This is a genomic window from Nitrobacter sp. 62-13 (assembly GCF_001896955.1).
Taxonomy (GTDB): Bacteria; Pseudomonadota; Alphaproteobacteria; order Rhizobiales; family Xanthobacteraceae; genus Nitrobacter.
On the sequence record NZ_MKRN01000176.1, the window covers coordinates 29,388 to 44,381 of the forward strand.

The 14,994-nt window shown below is 56.3% G+C and carries 14 protein-coding genes and 1 pseudogene; 10 read left to right on the plus strand and 5 right to left on the minus strand.

Annotation, left to right across the window (positions count from 1 at the left end; translation table 11 throughout):
* Positions 1-471 precede the first annotated feature (471 nt).
* Positions 472-1,035, minus strand: a complete 564-nt coding sequence (locus tag BGN91_RS12370) for a GNAT family N-acetyltransferase (RefSeq protein WP_366408531.1) — start codon at positions 1,033-1,035, stop codon at positions 472-474.
* Between the two features lie 108 nt (positions 1,036-1,143).
* Between BGN91_RS12370 and BGN91_RS12375 the strand changes: the two genes are divergently transcribed.
* The 5 genes from BGN91_RS12375 (at position 1,144) to fabI (ending at position 7,527) form a co-directional block, all read left to right on the plus strand.
* Complete coding sequence (locus tag BGN91_RS12375) at positions 1,144-2,226, plus strand: AI-2E family transporter (protein ID WP_292613562.1); 1,083 nt, start codon at positions 1,144-1,146, stop codon at positions 2,224-2,226.
* A gap of 107 nt (positions 2,227-2,333) precedes the next feature.
* The gene (locus BGN91_RS12380; protein ID WP_292613564.1) at positions 2,334-4,523 is read left to right on the plus strand and encodes a DUF3141 domain-containing protein; all 2,190 of its coding nucleotides are present in this window, start codon (positions 2,334-2,336) and stop codon (positions 4,521-4,523) included.
* A 36-nt stretch (positions 4,524-4,559) separates the two neighbouring features.
* Entirely contained in the window at positions 4,560-5,522 is a 963-nt protein-coding gene (locus BGN91_RS12385; RefSeq protein WP_292613566.1) for a phosphate acetyltransferase, read from the plus strand.
* Between the two features lie 5 nt (positions 5,523-5,527).
* Positions 5,528-6,742: an acetate kinase gene (locus BGN91_RS12390; protein ID WP_292613568.1), complete on the plus strand. Its 1,215-nt coding sequence runs from the start codon at positions 5,528-5,530 to the stop codon at positions 6,740-6,742.
* The gene (gene fabI / locus BGN91_RS12395) at positions 6,739-7,527 is read left to right on the plus strand and encodes an enoyl-ACP reductase FabI (RefSeq protein WP_292613667.1); all 789 of its coding nucleotides are present in this window, start codon (positions 6,739-6,741) and stop codon (positions 7,525-7,527) included. The genes BGN91_RS12390 and fabI overlap by 4 nt, the downstream gene beginning before the upstream one ends.
* 99 nt (positions 7,528-7,626) lie before the next feature.
* Here fabI and BGN91_RS12400 read toward each other — a convergent pair whose 3' ends face one another.
* Positions 7,627-8,310, minus strand: coding sequence for a helix-turn-helix domain-containing protein (locus BGN91_RS12400; RefSeq protein ID WP_292613570.1), 684 nt, complete (start codon positions 8,308-8,310; stop codon positions 7,627-7,629).
* Positions 8,311-8,614: 304 nt separating this feature from the next.
* On the opposite strand from BGN91_RS12400, the gene BGN91_RS12405 reads away from it, so the two are divergent.
* Positions 8,615-9,247 (plus strand): response regulator, encoded by a 633-nt coding sequence (locus BGN91_RS12405; RefSeq protein ID WP_292613572.1) that lies wholly within the window; start codon positions 8,615-8,617, stop codon positions 9,245-9,247.
* Between the two features lie 334 nt (positions 9,248-9,581).
* Here the strand turns inward: BGN91_RS12405 and BGN91_RS12410 are convergent, their stop codons facing one another.
* Positions 9,582-9,737, minus strand: a complete 156-nt coding sequence (locus BGN91_RS12410) for a hypothetical protein (RefSeq protein WP_292613574.1) — start codon at positions 9,735-9,737, stop codon at positions 9,582-9,584.
* 134 nt (positions 9,738-9,871) lie between these two features.
* Here BGN91_RS12410 and BGN91_RS12415 point away from each other — a divergent pair, with 134 nt between their 5' ends.
* Positions 9,872-11,602, plus strand: coding sequence for a SulP family inorganic anion transporter (locus tag BGN91_RS12415; RefSeq protein WP_292613576.1), 1,731 nt, complete (start codon positions 9,872-9,874; stop codon positions 11,600-11,602).
* 271 nt (positions 11,603-11,873) lie between these two features.
* On the plus strand, positions 11,874-12,308 hold the full coding sequence (locus tag BGN91_RS12420; RefSeq protein ID WP_292613578.1) for a hypothetical protein: 435 nt from the start codon (positions 11,874-11,876) through the stop codon (positions 12,306-12,308).
* Between the two features lie 40 nt (positions 12,309-12,348).
* Here BGN91_RS12420 and ppk2 read toward each other — a convergent pair whose 3' ends face one another.
* Positions 12,349-13,149 (minus strand): polyphosphate kinase 2, encoded by an 801-nt coding sequence (ppk2, locus tag BGN91_RS12425; protein WP_292613580.1) that lies wholly within the window; start codon positions 13,147-13,149, stop codon positions 12,349-12,351.
* A 42-nt stretch (positions 13,150-13,191) separates the two neighbouring features.
* Complete coding sequence (locus BGN91_RS12430; protein ID WP_292613582.1) at positions 13,192-13,647, minus strand: hypothetical protein; 456 nt, start codon at positions 13,645-13,647, stop codon at positions 13,192-13,194.
* A gap of 115 nt (positions 13,648-13,762) precedes the next feature.
* Here BGN91_RS12430 and BGN91_RS12435 point away from each other — a divergent pair.
* Positions 13,763-14,350: pseudogene (locus tag BGN91_RS12435) on the plus strand (HlyD family secretion protein); the annotation flags it as partial.
* A 20-nt stretch (positions 14,351-14,370) separates the two neighbouring features.
* Complete coding sequence (locus tag BGN91_RS12440) at positions 14,371-14,790, plus strand: hypothetical protein (protein ID WP_292613584.1); 420 nt, start codon at positions 14,371-14,373, stop codon at positions 14,788-14,790.
* The last annotated feature ends 204 nt before the right edge of the window (positions 14,791-14,994 follow it).

Sequence of the window (14,994 nt, forward strand, 5' to 3'; positions counted from 1 at the left end):
CCATGGAAGCCACCGCCACGAAAGCCGCCGCCACGGCGAGCGAGGGCGGTATCGGGAAGCAGACTCGAGGCAACAAGAACAACTATGGCTAGACCAGCAAGAGCATAACGAAACATGGCGTCCTCCTCACGACTAGCTGTCGTAATTTCGTCCTAAGGAAGATTTCTGGCTCAAACGGGCTCGGTGCTTGACCTAGATCAATGGAACACCGAAAATTATCCGCAAGGAGTCCCGCTGCCGAATTGCCCCAAGCGTTCACCCAAACATTATCTATCAGGACAATCCATAGGTGCCGGCGGCTCGCGCTAGGAAAGCACGCGCGCGGTGGTTGACAGACGAACGAACTCCAACCAAGGGATGGTCGAGCGTTCGATGCGTGACCGGCTACAGAGTGCAGCAAGGAGATGCTTTCTGCCTTCAGTGTGCGAGGCTTTCTTTTCAATGCCGCGCTTCCCGTTCTGGAAACGCTTTCTAGGAGAGCTTCAGAACCAGATGAAGTGTCTGAGGGTCTTGGTGGGCGGTACTCGTGAAGCCGAATTTTTCGAATACTTTTCTCATTGCGGCGTTCCCGAGCAGAACGTCAGCCGTTAATTCTTGTAACCCGGCGTCGCGCGCGAGCTTAATGAGATGACGCATCAGAACTGAGCCGACGCCTCGTCCCTGCCAAGCGTCGACAACGACAAATGCCATCTCGGCCCGCCCATGCTCGAAAACAATATACCTGCCGCCTCCGGCGATCACCTTGCGGCCGGCGTCTTCTGTGACCGCGACGATCGCGACATGGTTCCTGAAGTCAACGTTCATGAAGAAGGTCCGCTCCTTCTCCGAGAAGTGGCGCTTCGTAACGAAGAAGCGACGCTGGAGCGATTGCGCACTGGTCCTTTCAATAGCGGCGAGCATGGCGGCTTCGTCTTCCTGCCAAAGGGCGCGGATTTCGACCGGGCTGCCGTCGCGCAGAAATTCGCGTGCAGTGTAGTTGATGGCTTTAGTCATTGGTGCCGGCAAACAAGGGCGGTATTCGATCGGAATCGCCAATTGGAGCCTTAAGCCAACCCGCGGCCGTTTGATTTGGATCAAGCCTATGATGTGAGAGCCGCGGGTAGTTTGGCGACGATATGCCCGCCCCAGATGAAAGGTGCTTCCTTGAAAACCTTTCGCCAGTACCTGCCCGGAGACGACGTCATTCAGCTCGTGATCCGCCTCGGGTTGCTCGCTTTCCTCATTTACTGGACGTTTATTCTGATCCGTCCCTTCGTGCCTATCCTGGCCTGGAGCATCGTACTCGCCGTCGCGCTTTATCCCGTTTTCAATTTCCTTTCCAGGCTTCTCGGCGGCCGTCCAAAGCTCGCAGCGACAATTCTCACTCTTATCAATCTCGCAATTGTCGTCGGACCAGCAGCATGGCTTGGCTTAAGTGCCTTGAACGGGGTGAAAGAGTTCGCTGGAAATCTGGGTGCTGGTAACCTGGTGATTCCATCCCCGCCGGAGATCGTTAACACCTGGCCGCTCATCGGCCCAAATCTTTACGAATTCTGGAACCAGGCGTCCGGCAATATTCGAGCCGCTGTGCGCGAAGTGGCTCCTTATCTGAAGCCATTGGCAGGGGTTTTGCTGGCTCTTGCCGGCAACGCCGGCGTGGGCATGCTGAAGTTCATTCTGTCCGTAGCGCTGGCCGGGTTTCTCTTCCCCTACGGCTCACAGCTTGTAGATGCTGGCAAGCATTTCCTCTATCGCATCGTGCCTGAGCAGAGTGAACATTTCCTCGAACTGGCGGGCGCGACCATCCGTGCGGTGTCTCAGGGTGTCATCGGCGTCGCAATCATCCAATCCCTATTGGCCGGCATCGGTTTCAAGCTGGCGGGTATTTCAAGCGCCGGCTTGTTGGCCTTCGCGGTTATGATCCTGTCGATCATTCAAGTCGGCGCCGCAATCGTCCTGGTTCCCGTGATCATTTGGATCTGGACGGACAAGGATTTCACCACGGCGCTACTGCTGACGGTTTTACTTGGTTTTGTCGGCGTACTTGACAACATCTTGAAGCCGCTCGTGATGAAGCGCGGCCTGACGACCCCCACACTTGTCATTTTAGTCGGGGTGATCGGAGGAACGCTCGCGCATGGAATTGTCGGCCTTTTCGTGGGACCGATCATTCTCTCTCTGGCCTGGGAATTGACGGTGGCCTGGATACATAGCGGACGCGCCGATACCGCGTCCTCGCCAGACTGATTGTCGAACGTTGACTTAGATCAATGCTCCTCGTCGCGGAGTTGGTTGACTGAATCCGCGAGGGTCAAAACATGCCGATGGATAGCGCAACGCCGCGGCGCGGTCCCATGTCTGGATTTGTCGCCTCGGCGATAGAGTACATGATGGACGCGGGTCAACGCAGCGTTCTGTTCCTGGACGTCTTGCGGCGACGCGGAGATCAGTATCGAGAACACGCCGCGCAAGCCGCGCCGCATGTTCTGCAATATGCCGCCGAACTGATCATCGATGGCCGTGAACTGGATGAGCCGGTAAATTATGTGCTCGTGCGCATTATTCCGCCCAAAGACATTGAAATTGATTCCGATCGGCGACCATTCATCGTGGTCGATCCCCGTGCCGGACATGGTCCCGGAATCGGAGGATTCAAGGCAGACAGCGAAATCGGCGTTGCGATGAAAGCGGGGCATCCGTGCTATTTCATCGGCTTCCTGCCTCAGCCGATGCCCGCACAAACAATCGAGAAAATCGCGCGCGCCGAAGCCCTGTTTATCGAGAAAGTCATCAGCCTTCATCCGAAAGCCGACGGCAAACCGTGTGTTATCGGGAATTGCCAGGCCGGCTGGGCCGTCGTGATCCTGGCGTCGCTGCGACCCGAACTGTTCGGTCCCGTCATCATCGCTGGCGCGCCGCTTGCCTATTGGGCGGGCGTGCATGGCAAATACCCGATGCGCTACCTGGGTGGTCTGCTGGGAGGAAGCTGGCTGACTGCGCTGACGAGCGATCTCGGGGCCGGAAAATTCGACGGCGCGTGGCTCGTACAAAACTTCGAAAGCCAGAACCCATCGAATACACTGTGGACCAAACAATACAACGTCTACTCAAAGGTCGATACTGAGGCCGAGCGATATCTCGACTTCGAACGCTGGTGGGGCGGGCACGTCAATCTGAACGCTGAGGAAATCCAATTCATCGTCGACGAACTGTTCGTTGGCAACAACCTCGCTGCCGGTCGTATCAGGATGTCTGATGGTCAAGCGGTCGACCTGCGTAATATCAGATCACCGATCGTGGTGTTCTGCTCCAAGGGAGATAATATTACCCCGCCGCAGCAGGCGTTGGACTGGATTCTCGATCTCTATGCGGACGTGGACGAAATCAGGGCCTACGGTCAAACGATCGTCTACACGATTCACGAGAGCGTCGGCCATCTCGGCATTTTCGTTTCCGGCGGCATTGCCAAGAAAGAACACGCGGAATTTTCCAGCAATATCGATTTGATCGATATTTTGCCACCCGGTCTCTACGAAGCGGTTTTCGAAGCCAAAGACGCCGACACGACGAATGCCGACCTTGCTGTCGGTCAGTGGGTCATGCGTTGCGAGGCGCGGACGCTTGATGACATCCGTGCCATGGGCGGCAATTCGTTCGAGGATGAACGTCGGTTTGCCACTGCCAAACGCGTATCGGAAATCAATCTGGCCGCTTACCGGAGATTTATGCAGCCTTGGATTAAAGGCGCGGTGACTCCGCAGGTGGCGGAATTGATGCGCAATCTGCACCCATTGCGGCTTCAATATGAAGCGTTCGGCAGCCACAATCCGTTCATGTCTGCGATAAAGGCGGTGGCGGAGCAGACAAAAGAGGATCGGAAACAGGTCTCGACGGACAATCCCTTCGTTGCCTTTCAGGAGCAGGTCTCCAAGCAAATCGTGCACGCTTTGGACATTTGGCGGGATTCGCAGGAGGCCCTGAGCGAGGCGACTTTTCTTGCAGTCTATGGCTCGCCGGCATTGCAAGCGGCAGTCGGAATCGATCTGCAATCCGTTCCGTCACGCCGGCAGGAGATGTCTGCTGCACACCGAGAAATGCTCAATAGGCGTATCGTCGAGCTGAAATCCAAAATCGGTGAAGGTGGACTTCGCGAAGCGGCCATTCGCAGTCTGCTATATGTCGGGTCGGCGAGAGGAATGGTGGATGAGCGTAGCCTGGAAGCGATGCGTAACGTCCGCCGGAGCAACGCCGGTGCGCGGCTGACGTTGACCGAGTTCAAAATGCTGGTCCGGGAGCAGTTCTTTATGCTTCTGCTCGATCAGGAAGGGGCGTTGACCGCGATACCGAAACTGTTGCCCGACGATGCAAGCATGCGTCAAGCGACTTTCCTGACAATCGGCGAAGTGCTGTCCGCCAGTGCGGCAGTTTCGGGTGAAGCCGCAAAGCGCCTGAAGCGTGTTGCGGAACTTTTCGGCGTCAACGCAGACGAGGTCTCGGACAAGGTGTCGAACCTCGCTCGCTTCGATCAGGCGAAGGCATCGTAGCGTCAATCGGAAAGATCCGGAGGGAACATGAACGCCATGCCAGTTGATACAGTAAAAGCGCGTTCTCCCAGCAAGTATGACCGTCTGATCGCCGCGGCCAAGGCGGCGCCGCCAACACCGACCATCGTCGTGTATCCCTGCGATGAAACCTCGCTGCGTGGTGTCATCGACAGTGCGTCGGCAGGCATCATCCGGCCGACGCTGGTCGGGCCTGAAGCAAAAATCAGGGATACGGCCGGCAAGTGTGGCCTAGACATCTCCGGCTTCAAGATTGTGGATGCGGCGCACAGCGAGGCTGCGGCTGCAAAGGGCGTTGAACTCATCCATGCTGCCGCGGGCGAGATGTTGATGAAGGGCAGCCTGCATACCGACGAACTCATGCGCAGCATTACGGCGAAGGTGGGCGGGCTGCGAACGAACCGGCGGATCAGCCACGTGTTCGTAATGGACGTGCCGGCCTATGCCGAAACGCTATTTGTGACGGACGCGGCCATCAACATTTTTCCCGATCTCGATGCCAAGCGCGACATCATTCAGAACGCCATTGATCTCTATACGCAAACCGGCTTTGGAAAATCGCCTCGCGTGGCGATCCTGTCGGCGGTTGAAACCGTTACTTCCAGTATTCCGTCTACGATCGAAGCTGCGGCGCTCTGTAAAATGGCCGATCGTGGGCAGATCACTGGCGGCGTGCTCGATGGACCTCTCGCCTTCGATAACGCTATCGATGCGGAAGCGGCACGGATCAAGGGAATCAGGTCCGAGGTTGCCGGACGAGCGCAGATCCTGCTCGTGCCCGACCTCGAGGCCGGCAATATGCTGGCGAAAAATCTCGCCTATTTCGCCAAGGCGGATAGCGCCGGCATCGTGCTCGGTGCCCGGGTACCTGTCGTTCTGACGTCACGTGCAGACTCGGCGCGCGCTCGGATGGCTTCCTGCGCAGTCGGGGCTCTCTATGCGAATGCAAGGCGCCAGCAGGCTCCAACAGTTGCTGCGTGATCGCCATGGATACCATCTTCGTCGTCAATGCAGGCTCCTCGAGCGTCAAGTTCCAGATCTTTTCGATCGAAGGGGAAGGGAGATTGCGGCGGCAGATCAAGGGCCAGATGGATGGCATTGGCCGTCGTCCTCGTCTGCGGGCGAGCGGCGTGGAAGGCGAACCACTGGCCGACCGCGCCTATCCGATCGAATCGGTTTCGGACGTCCCAGCCGCAATGAGCGTCGTCGGCGGATGGCTGCGCAATGAAATCCGCGTTAGCCCGATCGCAGTCGGTCATCGCGTCGTTCACGGTGGACCGGATTTCAGCGAGCCAGTGCTGATCGACCACGGTGTCGTAGCCCGACTGGAGCGGTTCGTGGCGCTTGCCCCGCTTCATCAGCCGCATAACCTGGCTCCGATCCGGTCGCTTCTCGCCAATTTTCCAAAACTCCCACAGGTGGCTTGTTTTGATACTGCGTTTCACCGCACGCATGACGCTGTCTCTGACTACTATGCAATTCCATACCAATTATATGCCGAGGGCGTCCGGCGTTACGGCTTTCATGGTCTTTCATATGAATATGTCGCGAAAACGTTAGCGCATATCGCCCCTGAAATTGCCAAGGGGCTGGTGATTGTCGCTCATCTCGGGAGCGGAGCCTCCATGTGCGCATTGAAGGGAGGACGCAGCGTCGAGAGTACCATGGGGTTCACGGCACTCGACGGGCTACCCATGGGAACGCGTCCGGGACAACTCGACCCCGGTGTCGTGCTCTATCTCATATCGGAACTAAAAATGTCGGCCTCGGACGTACAGAAATTCCTCTACGGCGATTGCGGATTGAAGGGACTCTCAGGCGTCAGCAATGATATGCGCGAACTAGAGGCAAGTGAGGATAAAAGGGCAAAACTGGCCGTCGAGTATTTCGTCCATCGGATTTGCCTCAACGCCGGCATGCTTGCGGCCGCGTTGCAGGGGCTGGACGCTTTTGTCTTTACAGCCGGCATCGGGGAAAACTCGACAGGCATTCGGGCGCGCGTCGCCGATCAACTGGGTTGGCTTGGCGTGACGCTGGATCCGACCGCGAATTCTCGCCACGCGCGCCTGATATCCGGCTCCGACAGCCTCGTTCCGGTCTACGTCATACCAACCGACGAGGAATTGATGATCGCGCAGCACACATTGGCGTTGCTGATGGGTGCACCAACCTCGAGTGCCAGGCAGGAGAGAGTGCCATAATTCCCGAATTTCCGGATACCAAGGTCGCTCTGAAAGGCAAGAAGGGCCTGATCGTAGGTATCGCCAACGATCAATCGATCGCTTGGGGGTGCGCCAAGGCATTTCGTGCGCTCGGTGCCGAACTTGCCGTGACCTATCTGAACGAGCGTGCGAAAAAGCACGTCGAGCCGCTTGCACAAGCATTGCAGGCGTCGATCTTCATGCCGCTCGACGTCATGGTCGAGGGGCAGACGGAGCGGGTATTTGAACGGATCGCAGCGGACTGGGGGCAGCTGGATTTTCTGCTGCATTCGATCGCCTTCTCTCCAAAGGATGCCCTCCACGGACGAGTGACAGACGTAGATCGCGACGGCTTCCTTAAAACGATGGATGTCTCGTGCTGGTCATTTATGCGAATGGCTCATTTGGCCGAACCATTGATGAAACGGGGCGGATCCATTTTCACCATGACCTACTACGGCAGCCAGATGGTGGTGGAGAACTATAATGTGATGGGCGTGGCAAAGGCGGCGCTTGAAGCCGCCGTTCGCTACATCGCTGCGGAACTGGGCCCGAAAGGCATCCGCGTTCACGCAATCTCGCCAGGACCACTCGCTACGCGCGCGGCTTCCGGCATTCCGGACTTCGACGAACTCATGGACAAGGCACAGTCAAAGGCTCCATCGCGCAGTCTCGTCAGTATCGACGACGTCGGCAACGCAACTGCGTTTCTGGCTCTCGATGGCGCCAAGCTCATCACCGGGGGCGTCCTCTATATTGATGGCGGCTATCATATTATCGATTAGCACGTTGGTGCTGCTTATATCAGTCGTCAGCGAACGTTGCGCTCGCGCTCATACATAGGCGAGTAGATGCTCGGCCACCTCGCCCCGACGCGTCCGGGTTCAGGTCTGCTGATCAAGATTAGCGAGCTGCCCTCGGTTCAAGAGAACGATCTGGCGCTGATTGCTGCCGACAAAGCCGATGATATCCAATTCATGCAGCCGCGATAATGCGCGAGACACCGTTTCCAGAGTCAGCCCCAGATAGTCGGCAATATCGCGCCGCGACATCGGCAGTGGTATGACGCCGGCCGCCGTGAGCCGTCGGTCCATCTCAATCAGGAAGGCGACGACCCGTTCCAGAGACGTCTTGCGACCGAGCAGCAACATGTGATTTTCCGCATGCTGCAGATTGTCCGTGGTCATGCTGAGCAGATTTCGCGTGACCATGGCATCGCTCTCGGCCACCATCTCAAGGCTCTGCCGTTTGATCAAGCGAACCGTGGTGTTCTGGATCGCTTCTGCCGTAAACCGATGCTCGCTTCCGTTTTCCAGGCCAAAAATGTCGCCCACGAGGTGGAATGCGCCGATCTGGCGACGACCGTCTGAAAGCAACTTGTAGCTTCGCACCGCGCCCGCCTTGACTTGATAAACATAGTCAGCAGGCTCATTTTCTCCGTATATTTCAGTACCCTTCTTATAGGTGAATTCGTTTAATCGAATTTTTCGATTTGAATTATTAGTTATTCCGAGTTCGCCGAGAGAGGTGGCGCGATATGCCAAATCGGTGGTAACGCGGACAAACATGGCCAACTCCTGTACAGTATCGATTGTTGGATATGGTCTGCCTCAATGAAGTATGTCCGTGGAAGGAAGCCTTTGAAGCTTCCGCTAAGACACGTTTTTTGACCATTGTCTTTAGGGTCATTGTACCAAGGGACAGGTTTGTATTAGAGTGTCAGAAAGTACAGGGTCCAGCTTCGGATGCCTTTGTTTGAACGGTATCGGTCGCCGCGTGAGGATCAGCCCGTGGGGAGGCCAGGGATTTGGCCAGTGCCCCTCGGTGACCCTGGGACGAGATATAAGCTAGAGTGACGGCTGGGAGGCGGACTTGCCTGGCCTTGTCTATATTGTCGACGACGATGCTTCGTTTCGGACAGCGGTCGAACGTCGTCTGAAGCTGGCTGGTTATGAAGTCGAGAAGCATTCGTCGGCCCAGGCATTGCTGGACAGTCTGCGGGGCCCCGAAAGGCCGGGATGCGTTCTGCTCGACATACGAATGCCCGGACTGACGGGGCTGGAATTACAAAGCCGTCTCATCGAGCTCCAGTCGATCCTACCGATCATCTTCGTTACTGGCCATGCTGACACCCCGACGATCGTGCGAGCTATCAGGGCAGGTGCCGAAGATTTTCTGATCAAGCCAGTATTATCAGAGCAACTGATCGACGCGATCGAACGCGCCCTGGCACGCCACGAGTTAATCAGCATCCAACGAAGCAAGCTCCATACCAAACTTGCGCTTCTTGAGACATTGACGCCTCGCGAGCGACAGGTCTTCGATTTGATCGTGCGCGGCAAGATTAACAAGCAAGTTGGCAGGGAGCTAGGAACAACGGAGCGGACCGTGAAAGCACATCGCCACGAGGTTATGGAGAAGATGCGGGTGCATTCGCTTGCAGAACTGGTTTCGATCGCGGAGCGACTTGGCCTGATCAATTCCAACGAAAATTCAGGCAGCTAGTCTTTGTGTTCCCCGCAATTTTCTCCGCGGTATCATGGACGAAGGACAATATGGATATTGATAGGCTAGGCGTCTAAATGGATGCGCAGTAGGCGATGGTGACGTGCTCCCCAATTTCCTGCCGGTCAATAAGGTAGGCCCGGCTTCAATTTGGCCCTTTTGCAGGGGCCGGTTTGCGAACACCGACGGTGGCAGGCCGCCGAGGCTCGAATGGGGTTTGACGATGTTGTAGTCGATCCGCCAGTAATGCGGCAACGATAGTGACGCGAAACGCTCGGCCGCAATCGAGTCGGGATGTTCCGCATATCTAACAAAGCCGTTTCCAGCAAGATCGCTAATTGAGCCGGTCGAGAAGTTCATCGAGCGTCACTCCAGCGCGACCGGTCGGTCCGTTTGTGAAGTCCTGTTCGAACGTCTGCGTTGCGCTCTCGTGGAGAGAGCGAACCCGATCGCGTGCAGCGAAATCGCAGAGCCCATTTTTCTTGATCATCTTCGGTCCTTAGAAATTCGTCGATGGTTTGATCTAGATCAATCCGCGTCCGGCGCGACGCGCCGCCTATGCTATCAGGATCTGTGAATCTTGCCGGTCGTCTTGCTTCTCTGCGACATACGTTAGGAACGTCTATGAAGCTGTACGCGCTTCAGGGAGTGAGTTGGACAGGGATTTTTCCGCCGCTGACGTGGCTTGCCGGATATAAACCGTCTTGGTTTCATCGTGATGCGATCGCGGGGGTGACGCTCGCCGCCTACGCCATCCCGGTGTCGCTGGCCTATGCGGGCCTTGCCGGATTGCCGCCGCAAGTCGGCATCTATGGTTATCTTCTTGGCGGCTTGGGCTATGCTCTTATCGGATCGTCTCGCCAGCTTGCTGTCGGTCCTACCTCCGCAATATCGCTCATGATCGCTGGCAACCTCGGGGCATTGGCAGGAGGAGACGCCGTACGATTCGCACAGATTGCGAGTCTTTCGGCATTCGCTGTGGCGCTGCTTTGCCTGGTCGCCTGGGTCTTCAGGCTGAGCATTATTGTGCGCTTGGTTAGCGACAGCATTCTCGTCGGCTTCAAGGCGGGCGCTGGACTTACAATCATCATGAGTCAGTTGCCGAGCCTGTTCGGCGTGGCTAGTGGCGGCCATAACTTCCTTGACCGCGCAATTCGACTCGCGGGTCAGATCGGCAACATCAATCCACTTGTATTGGGCATAGGAATTGTGGCGATCGCGCTCCTTTCCCTCGGCGAACGCTTCCTGACAGGCAGACCTGTCGGACTCATGGTGCTGGCATTGTCGATTCTCGTGGCAACGTTGTTCGGATTTTCAGCGCTGGGTGTGCCCGTCACCGGAAAGATACCAGAAGGATTGCCTGCCTTCGAGGTGCCGACTTTCGGAATGCTGGATTTCGAAGAGCTATTTCCAATAGCAGCCGGATGTCTGTTGCTGGCGTATATAGAAGGCGTTTCTGCGGCGCGGAGTTTTGCAGCAAAACATGGATATAGCATCGATGTCCGTCAAGAATTCTTGGCGCTGGGGGTTGCCAACCTCGCAGTTGCATTCGGCCATGGCTATCCCGTCGCGGGCGGGTTGTCGCAGTCCGCCGTCAATGACACGGCGGGGGCGCGCACGCCCCTGGCATTGGTGTTTTGCTCACTTACCCTCGCGCTCTGCCTGCTGTTCTTTACTGAGTTGCTAACCAACCTGCCGCGGGCCGTGTTGGCTGGAGTTGTCATTGCCGCAGTTTACAAACTTGTTGATATTCGCGCGCTAGTCCGTATGTGGAAAGTAAGCCGCATCGACTTCCATGCCGCGGCTATCGCCCTCGTATCGGTGTTGTTGCTTGGGATTCTCCAGGGTATTTTGCTTGCTGCCCTTGCATCCATCCTCCTGCTTCTTATCCGAGCGTCGCGGCCCAATATAGCGTTTCTTGGACGGCTTCCTGGCTCGGGTCGCTATTCCGACAGCCTCCGGCATGAGGGCGTGAAACCGTTGGTTGGCGTTATTGCGTTCCGTCCTGAAGCCTCGTTGCTCTACATCAACGCCGAGACGATTCTTGAGACAGTTTTGGCAACGCTGCGAAAATCGTCTGACGTGAAGCTAGTTGCCTGCGATCTTTCGGCGTCGCCCTACATCGATTTGGCGGGGGCCCGGATGCTGATCGATCTCCATGATGAACTCATGTCGCGTAATATAGCGTTCTGCATCGTCGGCGCTCACGCGCAGTTGCGTGAATTGCTAAAGGCGGAAGGGCTGGCGGAGAAGACGGACAGCAGGGAATGGCTCCGCACGCTTGACGCTGTGCTGGCCGATGACAATGCCGGCGAACGACCCGACCTCCAGAGCGAACGGACGCCTCAACAGTGAACTATTCCCGAGATGCCCTGCAGATCAGGGGATTCCGACCGGACGTGTCTGACATCAGCTTACATGTGCAGTGCGACCTTCGCTGCAGCTCGGGGCGTTATGTCGGGGAGAGCGACGTTGACTTGGATCAAGGTGGCCGAAAAGCAAAAGGAAAATGTCCACCAATACTCTAGTACGCACAACAAGCGCCTATCAGTTTTCTTTCCGTTCAGTCGAAGCTGCTGGTTTATCGAAGCGTTGAGTCATCAGAGGAAAATAGGAAAAGGACATCATGAAAAGGTTTAGCATAAGCGTCGCCCTGGTAGCCCTGCTCGTGGGCGCAGTCGTCAACAGTACGCCAGCACGAGCTGAGATAGGTCGCGTCGCAGTGATCTTCACTAAAGGCGGGTTCGTCGTAGGAGTCGGTGGCGGCGAGGGCGTGTTGACGCTCCGGGGCCACCATTATCCATTCACTGTATCGGGGATGAGCGTCGGCTTCACGATCGGAGCCTCGACCTCCAAACTAGTTGGACGAGCTATCAATCTGAAGGGACCGACCTCTATTGAAGGCAGGTACACCGCTGTCGGAGCCGGAGGAGCCTTTGCGGCCGGGGCAGGTGGAGTTCAATTGCAGAATGCCAATGGCGTGATCCTGCAATTGAGTGGTCCGAAGGTAGGCGCCGAAATGTCGGTCGCTGTCAGCGGGGTCTCGATACGCCTGAAATAGATACGAACCAGATCGACCGCGCAGTGCGCGGCCGATCCACTTAATAACGTTCAGCCACGAACGCCATCCCGCGCAGGCTGGTCTGGTCGTCAAAGTCTCCCTTGGCGGAACGTTTTGGCAGCTTGACCTTATTCTTATGGATACGTTTGTACGGAATCGACTGCAGCAGATGGGCGATGCAGTTCAGTCGTGCCCGGCGCTTGTCGTCGGATCGAATGATGTACCATGGCGATTGTTGCGTGCTGGTCGCCTTGAACATCAGATCCCGCGCTTCCGAATAGTCGTGCCATCGTCGATAGGATTCGGTATCCATTGGACTTAATTTCCATTGCCGCAACGGATCATCAATTCTAGCCTTAAAGCGACGCTCCTGCTCGTCCATTCCGACCTCAAGCCAGAGTTTGATGAGGATGATGCCGCCTTCGATGATATATTTCTCGATTTCCGGACAGAGCGAAAGGAATCGCTTGTGCTCGGCGGGTGTGCAGAAGCCCATCACATATTCCACGCCGGCGCGGTTATACCAACTCCGGTCGAATATCACGATTTCACCGGCAGCCGGGAAATATTGCATGTAACGTTGAAGGAATAACTGCGTTTTCTCGCGATCCGACGGAGCTGGCAAGGCGGCAACGCGAAACACGCGCGGACTGACCTTCTCCGTAATCGCCTTGATCGTGCCGCCCTTGCCAGCGGCGTCTCTGCCCTCGAACAGGATAATAACTCGAATCTTGTTCGCCTTCACCCATTCCTGGAGATAGCAAAGCTCGACCTGGAGTTTTTCCAACTCTTTCTCATAGGCCTTGCGTTTCATCCGTGGCGCGTCTGCGTCGGCTGCCATTCGTAATTTCCGCTGCTTCAGATTAAACTCTACGGACTGTCCTCAGTCTCCCCAGGAAATAGTGATGCCGATATCGCCCGGAATGCCTCCGGGGTAGTCGATAATCTGGTAGCCGATGCGATAACCCCGCGGTTTCAGGTATTCGCGCCAAAGCTCGAAGATTTCCTTCGGAATCCCCATCAATGTATTTTCCCAACCGGCTTCCTGCTGATTGATGGCACGGCCATTATCTGTGCACAGCGAGTTGGGAAACCGATATACTTGCACTTCGGTTAATCCGTTTCGTACTGCTCGCTGAATAATCGTCGAGGCGAGTTGGATTTTCTCTTCCTCGGATTTGCCTGACGGACGACTGAGCCGTTCGATCAGCGCTTGTTTCTCGGCTTCTGCGGCCGCTGCCAGGCGGGCATACTGATCCGCCTTTTCGGTCTCCTTAAGGGCCGCTTCTTTCCGAATCTGCTTCGCACTGGGAATGAGGTCATCGATGCTGCCTGGCATGACGAGGAACTCCTAATCTAATGGTCTTGGTCTGCTCCACATCTCCACAAAACTATGTCGGGTCGACCTCGTTGCCTTGATCTAAGTCAAACGATTCGCATCGGCCGGACGTAACGTGCACGCCAAAGGTCTCACTGCGCCGGTCTCCAAGGGAGACGTGATGCTCAGGCTGGATAGATCGAAACAGGAGGCAGCGCTCGAAACGGCCAAGCGAAAGATTGCTGAAGTCGATGCTGCAATCGCACAGCGGTCGGGTTGAGCAGTTTGCTCTGCGCACAGGTGATATCGTCAATCCGCTGATGCGATCCGCTGGGATACTCATCCCGGAAGGCGCCGGCCAGCGATCACTGCAGGCGGGGTTTGGGCAGATCGAAGCTCAAGTCTTGAAAGAAAGGATGGTAGCGGAGGCGACCAGCATCTCCAAGCCGTGGGTGATAATCCCAATGGTCGTCACCACGGTTCAGGACTACATCGCCGCCGGTCAATTTCGCGGCGGAGAGCAATTGGTTGAAGCGCAGAGTGTCGCGAGGCCCGGCACGATCCTCGTTCATCTCAAGCCCCCTTATAAGGGTGGTCTCGCAGGGGTGACGGCCGGAAAATTGTCCAGCATGTTAATGACGGGGTAGGATTGGTGCATGCGCTGCTGCTTCGGATTCAGGCGCTGCTTTTGCCAATCAAGACATTGGCACTTAGCGATCACTGACTGCTTCAAGGAGGAAAGCCATGAGTGCGCTTCGAAAGCTCGTCTTTGCAGCGGCAATTACCGCGAGCGCCGTGCTGCTGTCGCCGCAGAAGGTCAATGCGTTCGAGTTTTCCGGGGCGTGGGCTACGAGTGCGGAACAATGCAATAAAATATTTACTCGCAAAGGACGTGCACGCCAAATCGGTTTTACGAATTTTTCAGGTGCTTACGGCGGTGGGTTCATAGTTGAAGCCAATCGCCTAAGAGGGAAATCCGCGAGCTGCCTGATCAAGTCGAAGAAGGAGAGCGATCAAAGCGTCAATCTCGTTGTCGCTTGCGACTCAGGGATCATGCTTTCAAAAGTTCAGTTCTTCCTGAAGGTGATCGATGCCGACACCATCACCCGAGAATTCCCGGGTATGGAAGGAATAGATGCTCAATATCACCGATGTCGAATCTAGCTAATCATACCTTAGATCGGTGGAGTTTGAATTTAAGAATGGAGCGTTCTCCGAGGCAAGGATTGGCCGGACCCTGATGCCAATAAGCTATGGCGGAGTCGCCTGGAGGGCGATGTGCTCGGCGGTTACCGCGGCCGTGAGTGCTCTCGGCGCGCGGACGCATATCATGGTTTCTCATGCGTTCGGATCGTGGATGCCTCCGGC